The 15,586-nt window shown below is 36.9% G+C and carries 14 protein-coding genes and 1 pseudogene; 8 read left to right on the forward strand and 7 right to left on the reverse strand.

The genetic code is table 11. The features are described 5' to 3' along the window. Position 1: 1 nt before the first annotated feature. Positions 2 to 931, forward strand: coding sequence for a bifunctional riboflavin kinase/FAD synthetase (locus CH354_RS07205; protein WP_100728262.1), 930 nt, complete (start codon positions 2 to 4; stop codon positions 929 to 931). Between the two features lie 50 nt (positions 932 to 981). Here the strand turns inward: CH354_RS07205 and CH354_RS07210 are convergent, their stop codons facing one another. From CH354_RS07210 to CH354_RS07240, 7 genes are all read right to left on the reverse strand, one after another. After that, positions 982 to 1,776 (reverse strand): hypothetical protein, encoded by a 795-nt coding sequence (locus tag CH354_RS07210; RefSeq protein WP_100725882.1) that lies wholly within the window; start codon positions 1,774 to 1,776, stop codon positions 982 to 984. 8 nt (positions 1,777 to 1,784) lie between these two features. Further along, positions 1,785 to 3,299, reverse strand: a complete 1,515-nt coding sequence (gene rodA, locus CH354_RS07215) for a rod shape-determining protein RodA (RefSeq protein WP_100725883.1) — start codon at positions 3,297 to 3,299, stop codon at positions 1,785 to 1,787. After that, positions 3,299 to 5,236, reverse strand: a complete 1,938-nt coding sequence (mrdA, locus tag CH354_RS07220; protein ID WP_100725884.1) for a penicillin-binding protein 2 — start codon at positions 5,234 to 5,236, stop codon at positions 3,299 to 3,301. The genes rodA and mrdA overlap by 1 nt, the downstream gene beginning before the upstream one ends. Next, positions 5,233 to 5,748, reverse strand: a complete 516-nt coding sequence (gene mreD / locus CH354_RS07225) for a rod shape-determining protein MreD (RefSeq protein WP_100725885.1) — start codon at positions 5,746 to 5,748, stop codon at positions 5,233 to 5,235. Before mreD ends, mrdA begins: the two co-directional genes overlap by 4 nt. Next, positions 5,745 to 6,923, reverse strand: coding sequence for a rod shape-determining protein MreC (mreC, locus tag CH354_RS07230; protein WP_100725886.1), 1,179 nt, complete (start codon positions 6,921 to 6,923; stop codon positions 5,745 to 5,747). The genes mreD and mreC overlap by 4 nt, the downstream gene beginning before the upstream one ends. A gap of 82 nt (positions 6,924 to 7,005) precedes the next feature. Continuing rightward, positions 7,006 to 7,629: a hypothetical protein gene (locus CH354_RS07235; RefSeq protein WP_100766356.1), complete on the reverse strand. Its 624-nt coding sequence runs from the start codon at positions 7,627 to 7,629 to the stop codon at positions 7,006 to 7,008. Positions 7,630 to 7,691: 62 nt separating this feature from the next. Next, entirely contained in the window at positions 7,692 to 9,260 is a 1,569-nt protein-coding gene (locus CH354_RS07240) for a hypothetical protein (protein WP_100766357.1), read from the reverse strand. A 543-nt stretch (positions 9,261 to 9,803) separates the two neighbouring features. Here CH354_RS07240 and CH354_RS07245 point away from each other — a divergent pair. The 7 genes and pseudogenes from CH354_RS07245 (at position 9,804) to CH354_RS07270 (ending at position 15,513) form a co-directional block, all read left to right on the forward strand. Next, the gene (locus CH354_RS07245) at positions 9,804 to 10,640 is read left to right on the forward strand and encodes an LEPBI_I2678 family protein (protein WP_125226276.1); all 837 of its coding nucleotides are present in this window, start codon (positions 9,804 to 9,806) and stop codon (positions 10,638 to 10,640) included. Between the two features lie 142 nt (positions 10,641 to 10,782). After that, entirely contained in the window at positions 10,783 to 11,184 is a 402-nt protein-coding gene (locus CH354_RS07250) for a VOC family protein (RefSeq protein ID WP_100725890.1), read from the forward strand. Between the two features lie 11 nt (positions 11,185 to 11,195). Then, positions 11,196 to 12,056, forward strand: coding sequence for an AraC family transcriptional regulator (locus tag CH354_RS07255; RefSeq protein WP_100766359.1), 861 nt, complete (start codon positions 11,196 to 11,198; stop codon positions 12,054 to 12,056). A gap of 167 nt (positions 12,057 to 12,223) precedes the next feature. Beyond that, a complete protein-coding gene (locus CH354_RS07260) occupies positions 12,224 to 13,489 on the forward strand; it encodes a hypothetical protein (RefSeq protein ID WP_100766360.1) in 1,266 nt (421 codons plus the stop codon). 442 nt (positions 13,490 to 13,931) lie between these two features. After that, positions 13,932 to 14,147: pseudogene (locus CH354_RS18385) on the forward strand (BrnT family toxin); the annotation flags it as partial. A gap of 69 nt (positions 14,148 to 14,216) precedes the next feature. Further along, a complete protein-coding gene (locus CH354_RS18390) occupies positions 14,217 to 14,498 on the forward strand; it encodes a BrnA antitoxin family protein (protein WP_135672942.1) in 282 nt (93 codons plus the stop codon). 253 nt (positions 14,499 to 14,751) lie between these two features. Next, positions 14,752 to 15,513, forward strand: a complete 762-nt coding sequence (locus CH354_RS07270) for a hypothetical protein (protein ID WP_100725894.1) — start codon at positions 14,752 to 14,754, stop codon at positions 15,511 to 15,513. The last annotated feature ends 73 nt before the right edge of the window (positions 15,514 to 15,586 follow it).

Consider the following 15,586-nt stretch of genomic DNA (forward strand, 5'->3'; position numbering starts at 1 on the left):
TTTGAAAATTATTCGCTCTTTAGAATCGATCCAAAATGAATTCCAACAAGGCTCTTCTTTGACACTTGGAAATTTCGACGGAATCCATGTGGGCCACCAAACACTTTTGTTACGGACTGTGGAAAAAGCCAAGGAACTTGGGATTCCTTCGGTTGTGGTTACCTATTATCCAAACCCAGCAGTTGTGCTTGGGAAAAAACCAAATTTTAAATACCTTTCCTCTGAAAAAGAAAAAGAGGAACTCATCCGTGGGTTTGGGATTGATTACCTCATCGTTTTAGATTTTACCATCTCACTTTCGAAAATGTCTGCAGAAGACTTTTTAGAAAAAATCATGATCCAAACTTTACATGCCAAACACATTGTGATTGGTTATAACCATTTTTTTGGAGCTGAAAGAAGGGGAGATTTTACACTTCTTGATTTTCACAAAGCTAATTATGGTTATGCGGTTGAGTTAAGAGAAGCAGTTTTAAAAAAAGACAGTAAAATTTCATCCTCTTTGATTCGAGGTTTTCTCGACAAAGGAGAAATGGAAGAAGCAAAGATTTTACTCGGACGAAATTATCATATCTCTGGCACAGTGGTGGAAGGTGCCAAACGGGGACGTACAATTGGATTTCCAACGGCAAACCTCCAAGTTCCAAGTGATAAACTTTTACCTTCGGTAGGTGTGTATGCTTGTTTTGTTAAGTTTGATGGAAAAGATCACAAAGGAATGGTAAACATTGGTTTCAATCCCACCTTTGATGGGTTAGGTTTGCATGTAGAAGTAAACATCTTTGATTTTGATGGAAATTTATACGGCAAAGAAATTGAATTGGAAATGGTAAAAAAAATCCGAGAAGAACAAAAGTTTGATGGGATTGATGCTCTAAAGAACCAACTCAATAAAGACAAAGAAACTAGTTTATTGGTTTTGCAGTTATAAATTGAAATCGTCGCTTCGATATACTTAAGTGCGGCGCAGATTGATGAAGGTTATAGATTGATGACGTGGAAACGTTTGCCTTTGCGTTTGATTGTACCGACAATTGATTTGTAATTGGATTCTTTTTCTAAAATAGAATCCAAAGAAGTTTTGGAGATGGCCCAATCTTCTTTTAATGCATCAAAATAAAAACCACATTCCTGTTTGTCAGAATTTTTCATTAGGATGACATGTTTCTCTTTTGATTCTCCTTCTTCCATAAGGATAAATCCAGGGCCTGGGAACATAGGAATCAATTTATCTTTGATTTTGATTTGTTTTTTGAAAGCAGGGATATTGCGTATAACTCGGTAAGGTTTTTTAGGCAAAAGGAAATGTACCCCTTCTAACACATAACAAATGAAGGCCAGTTTTCCACTGTTTTGGTTTTTAAGATTCCCTTTTAATGAAATCTGACTATTTTCTTTTGGGATTTCTTTTTTTTCCACCATGTGGTGGGCAATTTTTGAAATTCGGTTTTTTAATGCAGAATCTAAGAATTCGATTTTGTCTCCGGATTTGATTTTATCTAAGATATGGTAAAGGGAATCAAATTCTTTTTGTTTGTATTCATTTTTGATTTTGAATTTGAGGATTTCAGCACTGAGGCGTTTGCTTCGTTGTAAAAAATAAGGAGATTCATTTGATTCAGAACATTCGATGAGTTTTTCGGATAAACCCACTAACTTGGAAATTTGATCGTTCACTTCTCGTTCCAGACCTTCCAAATGGATGAGTTCCTCTTCCAACTTTACTTTGGTTTGGAAGAACTCATCTGCATCCAGAATTTTTTTGGTAGGTTTCATTCGAATACTTAGTTCGCAAACTTACGTTTTTTAATCGATAATATGATTCCAACGGCAGTCATTGCCATCACTAAATGGGATCCACCATAACTCATAAAAGTCAGTGGAACACCTGTTACAGGAAGGAGACCGATTACAATTCCAACATTGATGGCGATATGGAAAAAAATCATCGCTACAATCCCAGCTGCGAGGAGAGATCCAAACCTGTCCTTACTTTCAAAACTGATTTGTAACCCACGTAAGGGAATGGACATCAAAAAGAATAATAACAAGACACTTCCAAAAAAACCAGTTTGTTCTGCCCAAGAAGCAAAGATAAAGTCTGTACCTGATTCGGGAACATGTGGGATCCTTCCTTCCGTCATCTCACCATGGAAAAGTCCTTTTCCAAAAACCTTCCCTGATCCTACAGCCGGTTTGGAGGCACGGAGTTGGTAGCCTGCTCCTTGTTTGAATTGGTCTGGATTTAAAAATGCAGTGAGTCGGATCACCTGATTTTCTCGGAAAGGAATCGATTTGTGAACCGCAATCGCAGAAAGAACAGAAAGCCCAAGGATACCAATGGTGATATAATAATTTCTAAGATGACGCGAACCACGTGCAATCCGTATAAAAATCATCACTAAACTAATGAGTGTTAATGTACCGCCGAGACCAAACATAAATGCTTCATTGGATAAAATTTTATATCCAATACTTGCGTATTCATCTTTTACAATTTCTGCTGCTTCACGTATCATTTGTAAGTTTTTTGGATTCTCTATTCCTGGAAGAGTGAGACCCGATACTTTTTTTCCATCTAAAATCAGCCAAATTTTTCCTTGGAGTTGGTTCACAAGTGATACAAGTTCTGTTTTGTTGTCTTTACGCAATAAGTCAATGAGTGGTTGAACAAGTGTCAGTTGTGAGTATGCTAAGTACATGGGAACCATAAGGGAAATTCCACCGAAAGTGAGTAGTGATCCAACATGTAGGATATCGGCCCCACCTAAGTACAACATAGTAAATAACATTGGTAAAAAGGAAACTGCAGTTCCAAAGTCTGGCTGTAAAATGATGAATAACATCGGAACCAAACAAATGATAAACGGAATGATCAATACTGTAATTTTGTGCATTTCCTTTTCTTTCATCACTAAGTACTGGCCGAGTAAAATCACAGTTGCCAATTTTGAAAATTCAGATGCTTGGAGAGTGATGGGACCCAGTTTTAACCAAGATCTGGCACCACGTCCAGATGGTAGGTAACCAATCCCAGGGATGAGTGTAATGATGAGAAGGAAAATGGAAAATAGGTAAATGAAAAGAGCATAGGAACCAATCAATTGGTAATTGATCCTCGACATAAACCACATTGCAATGAGTCCCACAAACACAAAGGAAAATTGTTTGTACCAACGACCAAGTCCATCTGCTGTATTAGCTTCTTGCGTGTAAAGAGTGAGAACTCCCGCCATCGCAACTAACACAACGGAGAAGATTAAAAAATAATCGAGTTTTTCTGTATTACGATCAGCCATTAAAATGCCTCTTGTTCGACTGGTGCTTCTTCTTCCATAGTTTTGGCACGGGATCTATCGGTTCGTGGGAAAGATCCAGGTGGGAAAGCTGCTTTAAAAACTTCCCTTGCTGCAGGCGCAGCAGATGCTGCACCACCAACTCCATATTCAACGAACGCTGCAACTAAGATCTGTTTTTCGACAGGTGCATTCACAGGTGCATACCCAATGAACCAAGCATGGTTTGAGGATGATGCTCCTCTGCGTCTTGTTTGTGCCGTTCCCGTTTTACCTGCAATTTCTGGTAACGTTGGTGAATTGAGAACACCAGATGCAGTTCCAGAATACCCAACCAAATACAATCCTTCTTTTAATGCTTCCACAGTGGATTTTTTGAGTGGAATATCACGCAAGATAGTTGGTTCTGTTTTTTGGATGAGAGAGTTGTCAAGTGGGCTTCTAATTTCGGACACAACGTACGGTTTGTATATTTTCCCATTATTCACCACTGCCATATAAAACAAAGCCATCTCAATGGGTGTGACTGATATAAAACCTTGTCCGATCGATAAGTTGACAGTATCCCCATCAAACCATTTGTTACCGTAAGTTCTTTTTTTCCAATCGGAACTTGGGATAAAACCTGTAGCCTCTCCAGGTAAATCAATTCCTGTTTTTTTATCCAAACCAAATAACCGAGAGTAGGCGAGAATTGGCTCAGCACCTAATTTATAACCAAGTTGGTAAAAATACACTGAATTTGATTTTTCAAGTGCTTGTGCTAAATTGAGTTCCCCATGGTTTTTTTTGTCCCAGTTATAAAACACTTGGTCTGGAACCCCTTTAAAGGTTGACTTTAAGGTAAAACTTGCTGGGCAAGAAAAGGTTTGTTTGGGATCAAAATTGATTTTATGTTCACTTTCCATGGCAGCAAGTCCCACCAAGGTTTTGAATGTGGAAGCTGGTGGGAACCTGGACTGGATGGCTAAATTTAGAAACCCACCATTGTTTGTAACACGAGTGAAGTGATTGGAACGTTCGAGTTTATTTTTACCAGACAAAATATTGGGATCATAGGAAGGATTGGAAGCCATAGCCAAAACTTCGCCAGTAGTCGCTTTGATTGCTAGGACTGTTCCCCTAACACCCTTTAGTGCTTTGTAAGCAGCAATTTGCATATCCCTATCAATTGTGAGGATTAAATTATTACCTGGAACTGAATGTTCGATGACACGTTCTTCTTCGATATTTCCTTCTGTGTTTCGTTTTTGGATGCGAAATCCGTCTTGGCCACGAAGTGTTGTGTCGTAAAGGGATTCGATCCCACCTTTTCCAATCAATTGGTAAGTTTTGATTTCTTTTTCTTGTAAGTCACTTGTGGTTGGTTTTCCCACATAACCTGTCACATGCGAAAGGGCAGGTCCCATGTGGTAAACACGTGCAGGCGAAGAAACAAGATACACATACCGATTGATATTGTCTAAAACTAAAATTCTTTCTTGTTGTTCCCTGGAGATTCCTTCGAGTAAAACAAATGGTTCTCTGGATCGGATTTTTTTAATCAAACGTGATTCTTGTAATTCTTTTTCGTAATAAACGATCGGAATCGAAAGAGCCTCACAAAATTTGTAAATGAACTCTTTAACTTTTTTGGCATCGTTTTTGAGTAAACTAGTATTCAAAATCACATCAAGAGATGCGGAATTAGATACAAGAGGTTGGCTTGTTTCTGGTGTTAAAAAGTTTCGATCAAAAATATTTCCACGATCTGCAGGAATCGATTCACTTCGACGGACAAACCGTTCGGCTTTGAGAGAGTTTTCACTCCCTTGTACAATCTGTAAGTTAAATAATTGTAAAATATACGCAGTTAACGTAAATACAATCATCCCTGTAAAAAAGTACAATCGTTTACGAAAACTTGCTTCTAAACGAAACTCAGATGCCGACTGGCTCATTGCCGCACCTCATCTCCATCCAATCGATATGCCCATGAGAATAAAAAGAATAATGCAGGCCCTAAAAACGCATTATAAAGTGAAACATATAAAAAGGAATAACTATGGTTTGAGTGAAAGAACATTAAGAAAAGTAAGTAAGTGATCAGTCTTGATACAAAGGTAAGTCCCAAAACATAAATTGTGATGGAGATATAATTTTCTGTATAAGAACTTCTAAGACCTTTTCCCACGATGTAACCAATGATTGCATAGGAAAAAGAATGAAGGCCAATTTTGTAATACACAATATTGTCACCGCCAATCTCACCACCAAGTGCAGTATCGGTGAGAAGGCCTCCAAAAAATCCTAACCAAAGTCCATACATAGGTCCTTTTCTAAGTGCAAAGAACACTACAAAAATGACCATAAAATCAGGACGGATTGCATTACCTAATTCGAATACATTGGAGCCATTTAGAAAATGAGCGAGTAACATTCCTATGATGATAAATAATTTATCTAAAATCATGGATTCACCTCCTTAGGTCCCTCAGTGTTTTGGGGAGAAGGAGAAGGTTCTGAAGGCGCCGTAGGATTTGAGCTTTGATTCGTACGACCTGTGTTTGGTGTACCAAATGTACTTGGGTTTCCAAAACCTTGTGTTCCTTGTTTTTTCTCTTTTTTATTATAATCTTTTTCTTTAGGGAAATCAATTTCACCAAAGTATGGCCCTTCAATTTGAATAGTTTTTTCAGCAGGCCACTCTTCTCGCCATTTTTCAGGCAATTTTTTTAAGACAATCACGTGTAATAATTTGTCGAATTCAACAAACGGACGTAAGATGGCAGTTTTAAAGGAACCATTCCTTGGTCCTTCTTCGATGATGGTTCCCACTGGAATGCCTGGAGGGAAAACTCCCGATCCACCGGAACTAAATACGGCTTTTCCAATTTTACTAAACCCTTCTGTAAACATAGTGTTTGTCGAAGTTGGTGGAGGGTTTGGTCCCATGGGAAAATTGCCAATGGCTTTCGGATCAATCACAATCCCTGAGTCAATATAATCCAACAAAACATCTGTTCCGCGACCACTGTTTCCATTGAGTGAAGCCCATAAATTGGTTCCAGGGATTGAGACTCCCATCGAAAAATTGGAATTGATGATGGGTTGAATTACCGCAGATCCTTTTGAAACTGCAATGATTTTTCCAACAAGGGCTTCGGTGAATTTACCTTTTTCGTCTAACGCACGTGCTACGACTGGCATATAAGGTTTGATCCCAGATTCTGACCCTTTGTTGATGATGATGGTACGATAAATGGCATTCAAACGAACGCTGAGAACTTCTGCACGAACCGACGGATATTCGGACCTGAGGGGAAAGTTTAACTCTTGTCTGAGGATCGCATTTTCAGCTTTGAGGCGTTCTACGTCTTTGGAGAGTTGGCGGTATTCTTCCATTACGTTCAAACAAGAATCACGCTCTTCTCTTACCCGTTCGAAGGACTCGAGTTTATTATAACTACTTTTGATGAGGGATCCGAAGGAATCAAAGGACCCAGAAAAAAAGTCGCCTACACCCTGAAAGCTGGCAATCCCTCTTACCATGAAGTTGCCGTTCCAAATTAGGGAAGTAAAGGAAAACAGGAATACGAAAAGTAGGGAGAACAATTCGTCATTTTGATTGATGCGATTCCACTTCATGGACTTATGTCACATTAATTTTCGTGGAAAGAATATTTCAAGCGAGAATCGGAATTGGTCCGTTTTTCATTCAAGAAGTTTTTCACCTTTGGTTTGGGCGGAAAAAGAAGGTGGAACCTGTCTCCATTTCCACACTGCCGTGGATGGATTGGAAACCTTTGGGTTCTCTGAACACCGTGATCTTGGTTTGGATTGGTGTGCCCGTGTTTCGTTTGGTTGGACTGAACCTAATTCTGACCTCGCTTAGGCCTGGATCGACTACTTGTGCTAAGTAGGAATCCTTTCCCCAATGGACGAGAACAAACTCTCGCACCCCAAAGACTGGTGATGTTTCACGGGCCGTTCCCAAAAATTTAGCCACGAGGGATAAAAAGGTCAGTTCTTCCTCCCTGCCAAGTTGTGACACAAATTGTAAGAGGTGGGCACGTAAGTATTCTTTCGCATGGTTGTGAGCGAGGAGGACTCGGTGGTGACGGTCCAATTGGTTGTAAAATGTTTGCAGGAGGGAACGTTCCATTTGGTTACACCCCGCTCGGAATGCTAGGCGATCGAGGCGTTTACGATGCATTTGGACGAGTTCATACCTGTGGGTGAAGTAAGCACTGATCCGAAAGGCAAAGTAAAAAAATAAGAGAAGGCCTACCAGTTGTAAGAGAACTAATTCAGGATTTCCCTTCCAGATCCAAACTGGTTTTTCCGAAAACATTGTTTGTTAGACGAAAGGGAATCGAATTAACACCAAGGAGACTTTATTCTTGGATTGGATGTTCAATGTTTGATGGAAGAATACTTGTAAACGGAAATACTAGCATTTTCAATTTTTGATTTTAGGCTATACGCTTTTGCAATTTGACCCAGTTGAATTGGTGCACCGGAATACCGACTTTGGATGATGCTGATTTCGGTATCTGGGTTGAGTTTCTCAATTTCTTGGCTCATTTCGATCCACGATTTTTCTTCAAAGGTTAGAATATTTTTACCTGATAGATACAAATCAGAAAGACTCATGAGAGCCCCCATATCACGTACAAGAACAACTTCAGTTTTATTTTGTTTTAATAATGTGTAGTTTAAATCATAACCCTTATAGATTAAAAAGGAAAAATTGAAACTCAGGATGAGGGTGAAAATACTCCAACCATAAAGAAGTCCGAATCCGATTTTTTTGTTTAACGTATCCAGATGAACCGTATGGAAAGTCAGAATCACTAAAATTGGATATAAAAAATAGGCAAATCGTAATCCTAAATAATAGGTTGCCGATGTTGGTGAAACAAGTATTAAGATGGGAAGAGCCCAAAGGAATGTATATAGAAATTTAATTTCAGAACTTTCTTTTTGATACTGATGGAATCGGAACTGAAACAAAGCAAATACCAAAATTGGCATCTGAAACAACAGAGGGTTAAAATAAAATGGAGAATAATAAAATAAATTTCGAATGAGACCAACAATTCTTTCTCCAAACGAAACATAGTGAATTGGATCAAATGCTTTAATCCCAAGTGGATGGTGTACCAATACTTGATTGAGTAACAAAATAGGAAGAATACTCGAAACAATACCAAAGATTGCAATTTTCACTTGGCTCATTGGATTTTTGAAACGATCCACTGAAAGATTGTAAATAGCCAATGGATATACCAATACATTCACACATGTTTCTGGTCTGAATAAAAACAGAATTCCAATACAAAAACCACTCATCCAAATTTGAAGTTTGTTAGGTTTTAATAATAACCTATAAATAGCAAATAGGAATAAAAATCCTGTCAGTATATGCTCTTCTAAATCAAAAACAGAGGTTCCATACGAAGTTCCAAATCGAATCAGGAAAAGCGAAAGTATAATTTTCCAAAAATCCAACTTGAGAATTTTTCCAATTTGAAACATCCAATAGAGTATAAATCCAACAAGTATATGTTGGAAAACCATGATCCCAATTTGCCCCCCAAAAATGGTTGGGAAATACATAATATAAGAAAGTGCGTATGGAAATAGATAATAACAGGATCCGTTTTGTATTGTGATCACACCTGTTTTTTTTGTTTGAACAAAATTAGGATCAAATTCTTTCCCTGGATAGGAGCAGGTAATATCTTTAAAATTTTTAGATTTTAAATCTTGGATTTGGATCCATTTGAATCCGGCATCACCGTAAAAATGGAAATCAAATCCGTAAAATGTTTTTGGATCAACTTCGCTATTTAATTCGATCAGATTTTTTTTATGAATTTTATGGATTTGGAAGATTCCAATTAAAAATGAAAAAAAAGTGGAAAAAACAATCAGTAAAAGAACAATTTTTTTTTCATTCAGGGATTGGAAATTTATCATTGTATTGCAATCATCTTGGTTCTGAGTTTCATTTTGATGATCTGTTGGAACTTAAATTTAGTTTCCTTGGATCTGCAAATCATTTTATTCCATTGGTGAGAATCCGAACCAACGATCATTCCTAATTTTCGAATTCGAGATGATTGAATTTCTGGAAATCCAGTAAGAATCAGTAACTAATTCCAAAGAATTCCGTAGGGATGACAATTGGAAAGTTCGGTGGTATCAAAAATCAAATGCGAATGCAATTCAAATTCATTCATGACTAAAAACTCATGTGAATCGCTACAAAATTATCACTCCATAAGAATTCTTTACCACCTATCACCTACTTCCACCCCCTAACAACTACCCACCAACTGTTAATCACTTGTTCTGGGCTCGTCGAACCATATGTAACAGTCTCTTCCTTGGTGACAATTTTATTTGTTTGTCAGAATTGAACTGATCATTAACACTAGTTCTATGAAAATTAAATTGAATATTCTTCTTTCTATATTTTGTTTGTTTTGCATGCTTTTGACTGGAAATTGTGCAACTTACATGAAGTATGCTATGCAAGGAAACCAAGATTTGAATGTGATTGGACCAGAAGACAGTCATATTTTTCTTGATGATGAAAAAATTGGTGAATCCTTTATCATTAAAGATGTTGGTTTTCCCAAAAAAGATGTTGTAGAAAAAAAGACAGTACGGATCGAAAAAACTGGATATGCTCCGCAAGTTATCGAATTAAAAAAGGGAACAAATAAATGGATCTGGGGAAACTTTTTGTTTTTACTTGGAGCACCCATCGGATTTGGAATTGATTATCTATCAGGTGTTTTTGAAAGTTTTACTCCACTCAATATTAAAGCAGATTTAATCCGTGATGAAAAACACAAAGTTGATTTAAATTCACCAACTCAAAAAAAATACAAAGCGGTTCTAGATGAGTCATCAAAAATTCCGGTAGTGATTACATACTCGAATCTTAGTGCAGTTAATATTGAGAAATTGGATGAGAAAGGAAATGTAATTCCCAATGCTAACGATGAATACACAAGTATTTTTCAAAACCAATCCAATGTAAAAACATTAAGTCCTGGTACCTACCGAATCAAGGGTATCTACCAAACTTCTAGAAGAAGTGGAAATACGATTACAACCTATACGGCAAAAAAAGCTGGAGAAATGATTCTTACAATCCCTGGCGGAGGAGCTGGCGCATTTTGCGGTCTCATCGATAAAGAGAAAAAGGCGACATCCTTTCGTTTCATCCATATCAATGAACCTAGTGCGAAATCTTTAGAAGGATTTTTGCCAAGGGCTCAGCTTTCCAATCGCATCGCTGGTAGTTGTGATGGAATCTTTGGACTCCAAGACCTACTCACTCAGTAATACAAAGATAGGATGGCATACATTCTCGCACCTAGCAGGATGTATGTCTTAGTTGGTGCACTGATTCGATTTTACAAAATCGCAAATTTGATCCAAAATCTTTTTCAAACTCGCCTATGATTGGATTCGTAAGGAGATGAGTATGAATCCAATCATAAAATCAGAAGGGATCATTCAGATCGGTATCATTACCGAAAAACTGATAGAATCGAAGGAGTTCTTCCAAAAATGGCTTGGGTGGCGAGTTAAGTTTGAATCTGAATGGTTCCTTCTTTTGTCACATCCCGAAAAAGAAGACAGAGAGATTGCATTTATGTTGCCTAACCAAACAGCCGTAAGGAAATCTTATTTTCAAAAAGCTTATACAGGTCAAGGAGTTTGGCTCATCATAGAATCAGAAGAGATTAAGACATTGTATGAACAAATGGTGAATGTTGGAGCGCCAATCGATCTTCCGCTGACAAAAGAAGAATGGGGTGATTTACATTTTACAATGATTGATCCAAATGGAATCGGTCTTGACTTCGTACAAATGAGAAGCTAAACTTTTGTGGATTGTATTCCAAGAAAGAATCATTCTTATATCCGATCTGGGAAAAATTAGAATCTAATCTTTCCAAAGAATTTGCACTAAATGAATTAGCATTTTTTTCTACCTATTCTCCTTGGCATTTTCATCGATTGTTTTCTCAATTTCAGTCGGAAAATGTTAAGGACTATGTTAGGCGATTACGTTTAGAAAAAGCTGCCTTTGAAATCAAAACTACCTCGTATCCGATTTTAGAGATCGCTCTAGAAACGGGTTATACCAGTCAAGAAGCATTTACAAAAGCATTCCGAAAGACCTTGGGCATTACTCCAGCTGCCTATAGAAAGAAATTCCAAACAAAACAAAGGAACTTTGGTGGTTTAGAGTCATTAAAAATTTTTGGGATTGGAAGAGAAGATATCAGTATAAAAAAGATTTCGTCATTCCATCTGCTTTACAAACGACATATCGGACCATACGAAGAGATGCCTGGATTTCCAAAGGATTTAACTTTTTTAAAACCTTTTGAACAATGGTTCACCCAACAAAAACAATTTTCCAAAGATCAAAAATGGATTGGAATTTCTCAAGACGATCCAGACATCACAGATCCAGATAAAATCAGATTCGATATCGGTATCCCTGTTTTTTCTCGAACACAATGTCCTAGTGGGTTAGGGATACAAATTGTACATGGTGGCGAGAGGCTTCAAATTCGGGTTCGACTGCCTTATGAAAAACTGCCAGAAGTTTATAAGTCAGTGATCAACGAATTCTTTCCAAAATTTCACAGACGTTTGGCAAATCATGCTCCCTTCGAAGTTTATTTGAAACGGGAACCAAAAGAAACTCCGATCACGGACCTTTACTTTGCTTTAAGAGATTGATTCAAACCATTCTGAACGAATCAATTTTTCTAAAACGAAGAGGGAATGAACTTGGTTCAAAAATTCTCACTGGTTCGGAAATAAATTATTTGACACTGGTTCAAAAAAGACACCAAAATGTCCCAATTGTTCAGATTATGTGAAAAATGTTCCGATTCGGAGGAAATATGAACACAAAAAAAACATTCGGTTTGGTGCTCGCTTTGGTATTTGCAGGATCTTTGTCTGCACAAACACAAAGCCAGATGTTCCAAAAGGTTGGTGTGATTGGAGATTCCTTGAGCCAAGGATTCTTCGGTGTGACCGTTGAGAAAAAAACACAAGATTGGGCTTACCCAGTACTCGTATCAAAACAAGCAGGTTCCTCAGTGTCTTACAATGTTCTGAAAGGACCATTTGTAAACTTAGAAGATGTCCTTAAATGGGACTGCGGTGTTTTTTGTATCGCTGAAAGTATCATTGGGGGAAATCAGTCTACCGTATCATTGCCAACTCATGCTGGTATCACTGGTGCGGAATACACAACGGTACTCAGAACTTCTGGTCAATGTGAAGACATCACTGCCACCAAACAAGAGAAAGAATGGTACTGGAAAGAATGGTATTGGTACACATATCGTTGGGTGACAGTTGCTGATTGCCAAGAACCAGATAAGTTCCACCGATTCGGATTACGCGATGCAGGAACACAAGCGCAAGTAATGGAAAAAGTAAAACCAACCTTTCTTTTTGGTTCTGCTGGTGCTAACCATGTTCTTTGTACGGCACTTCATACTTCTACCGATTGTTTGGACGAAACACGATTCAAAAGAGATATTCGTGAATTTTTCCGAAGAATGGCTGCGATGGGAAGTTTACAAGGTGGAATACTCTTTACAGTTCCAAACGTAACTGCAATTGCTTTTCTTGAAAGTTACAAAGATCCAAATGGTAGAGCAAATTATTCAGGACTCAAAGCATTTTTTAGAAATTCAGTTTCTGATCCGAACCAAGTATTGGATGCAAATGAGATAACAACCATTTCTAACTTTTTGACCATGTTGAACAATGAAATCAAAGCTCAAGGAGCGACAATGCGTTTTGCAGTTGCTGACTTACGTGTGGTCTTTGATGACATCAAAGAAAATGGAAGACCCATTCAAAGTGCTTCAGGATGGTCTCCAGGTAGTGCACGTGCCAACTGGCCAATTCCAAACCAACCAGGTGTGTTTGGTCTTGACGGAGTTCACCCGAACATGTATGGTCACTCACTATTTGCAAATGAGTTGATTAAAGCGATTAACTCTCGTTACGGATTTACAATCCCGCAAGTGAGTGAATACACTGCTTGGTATTACGATACACTCAACAGAAATCCAATTGATTTGAAAAAATTCTTAACGGAAAACATTTTCGGTCAGGCAATTTCTTGGGTAGTGTCTATCTTTACATAAGAGTTTAGAAAGATGGGTAAACGGTCAGTTGGAATTGTCGAAAGCGATCAGTCCTTCGGCCGTTTGCTTATAAATGAATGTATTTATCAAAATAGACTTTTTTTCCTTCCTTTCAAAATAACCTTTTAACCAGAGATCAATGATCATGATCTAGCAGAGGTTTGAAACTGAATCAAATCAAAACCAAATTTGAAATTGAAATATCCAAAAACGGGAAGCACCTCCTCTGATATTCCCTTCAATGGAAGAAAAAATATAAGTAATAATCGTTAGATCTGAATTTGGAATCAACAAGCATTTTCACCACCTAGAAATGCACTTTGCCTTTTGATCCGATCCATTCACAGAATGCGGCTACATTTACTTAGGATTCGAAATAAAGATAGGAATGAGGCAAAAATAGTTGATTCTTTTCTGAAGAATGTATATTTTAGACATATACATGAAACTTCTCGACTTCTCGTTTATAGAAGGTTTTGATTGGGATCAGGGAAATATTCATAAAAATTGGTTTAAGCATAAAGTAAAGGTCGGGGAGATTGAGGAAATTTTCTTTAATGAGCCGATCCTGATTGCTTACGATGAAAATCATTCAGAAAAAGAAACGAGATTTGCAGCCCTAGGAATTTCAAATGATTCAAGGAGACTGTTCGCTGTATTCACCATTCGAAATAATAAAATTAGAATTATTTCTACTAGAGATATGAGTAAAAAGGAAAAAAAATTTATGAAATCTATCAAAAAGAAAATTCCTAAATTTAAATCCATTGATGAAGAAATTGAGTTTTGGGATAAAAATGAAGCTACTGATTATTTTAATTTTGAAAATTCAGGAAAAGTAAAATTTCCAAATCTTAAACCTTCTACTAAAATGATTTCTCTGCGATTACCTGAGTCACTACTTGAAAGACTTAAAACACTAGCCAATAAAAATGACGTACCCTATCAGTCTCTAATCAAGATATTACTTTCAGAAAAAGTGAGTGAAGAATTCAAGAAAGTCAGCTAAGTGCCTTACCACAGATTGGATTTTAAAAAAATATTTCTGGAAAAAGGTATGATTTAAGTAGAGGCTTACGAAAATACCAAGTTTGGACTGGGAAGAGTTGTTAGAACCGAACAGATTTGGTCAGGTGAAACTAATTCCTATGTTTAAAGCCTATAGAGATACAACTCTACCATTTTGTAATGCCTGAGTTAGACAAACGAGAGTTAATTTATAGAAAAGAAAATAGAATCAAATTTATTATCGGAGTTGGGACATGAGATTTTTTCAAAGTATTTTGATTGCAATTTATTCAATTCTTTTAATCACGAATTGTGACAAAAATCGTAATTGTATCATTAATGAGAATGATGCAAATTTCTACATCAGAAAATTTAATAACAGTCTTCAATTAGAAGGAGTAATAATTAAAGGTACTACCTTGAATGTTACACAGACAATCAATGAGAGCGGAATGAATTTTTTGAGAATCAATCAAAATCTAAAAAATGAAAGTAAGTATTTTGATATCGAGGACAATGTCTCTTTTTGGATTAAAGAAAACCAATGCCAGTATGTTGATTTGAACAAAAATGCAAAGCAGTATGATGTATTGTATTTTTATGATATATTTGATGAATATAACGGAATCGAGCTGGATAGAAAAGTTAGTTTTAAAATTTATTTACTGGAGGATAGTCACGTTTTGTTTTTACATTCGTTGAAAGGTGCTCCATTATGGATCGACGAATTCAATACTTCGGGAATTACTTATTTTGCATATGGTAGAATCATTCAAAAGGATGGGTCAAAATACTCTTACTTATTTGAAAGCGCGTATACATATCCTGAGCAAAATATATTCGAAGACACATTTTTGTTACCAGTGATGAAAGATAAAAATAAAATAAAAGTAAACTTAGAAATACAGTGCGAATTGTTGGACAAGGATACGGTATGTCATTTTGCCAATAAAAACACCAAATTTCGAAGTAGATTGCTAAAGGAAAAATATATATCCTTTGATAAAATACAATAATTTAGTGCATGAAGACACTTAATATTTGTTAAACATTTTTGACTTTCACTAGTCTTATGGTAGATTCGATTCG

It is taken from the genome of Leptospira levettii, assembly GCF_002812085.1.
Taxonomy (GTDB): Bacteria; Spirochaetota; Leptospiria; order Leptospirales; family Leptospiraceae; genus Leptospira_A; species Leptospira_A levettii.

Coding starts and splice junctions, on each gene's coding strand:
- CH354_RS07210 (WP_100725882.1), bottom strand. CDS start 1,776: ATGAAACCTACCAAAAAAATTCTGGATGCAGATGAGTTCTTCCAAACC.
- rodA (WP_100725883.1), bottom strand. CDS start 3,299: ATGGCTGATCGTAATACAGAAAAACTCGATTATTTTTTAATCTTCTCC.
- mrdA (WP_100725884.1), bottom strand. CDS start 5,236: ATGAGCCAGTCGGCATCTGAGTTTCGTTTAGAAGCAAGTTTTCGTAAA.
- mreD (WP_100725885.1), bottom strand. CDS start 5,748: ATGATTTTAGATAAATTATTTATCATCATAGGAATGTTACTCGCTCAT.
- mreC (WP_100725886.1), bottom strand. CDS start 6,923: ATGAAGTGGAATCGCATCAATCAAAATGACGAATTGTTCTCCCTACTT.
- CH354_RS07235 (WP_100766356.1), bottom strand. CDS start 7,629: ATGTTTTCGGAAAAACCAGTTTGGATCTGGAAGGGAAATCCTGAATTA.
- CH354_RS07240 (WP_100766357.1), bottom strand. CDS start 9,260: ATGATAAATTTCCAATCCCTGAATGAAAAAAAAATTGTTCTTTTACTG.
- CH354_RS07245 (WP_125226276.1), top strand. CDS start 9,804: ATGAAGTATGCTATGCAAGGAAACCAAGATTTGAATGTGATTGGACCA.
- CH354_RS07250 (WP_100725890.1), top strand. CDS start 10,783: ATGAATCCAATCATAAAATCAGAAGGGATCATTCAGATCGGTATCATT.
- CH354_RS07260 (WP_100766360.1), top strand. CDS start 12,224: ATGAACACAAAAAAAACATTCGGTTTGGTGCTCGCTTTGGTATTTGCA.
- CH354_RS18390 (WP_135672942.1), top strand. CDS start 14,217: ATGAAATCTATCAAAAAGAAAATTCCTAAATTTAAATCCATTGATGAA.
- CH354_RS07270 (WP_100725894.1), top strand. CDS start 14,752: ATGAGATTTTTTCAAAGTATTTTGATTGCAATTTATTCAATTCTTTTA.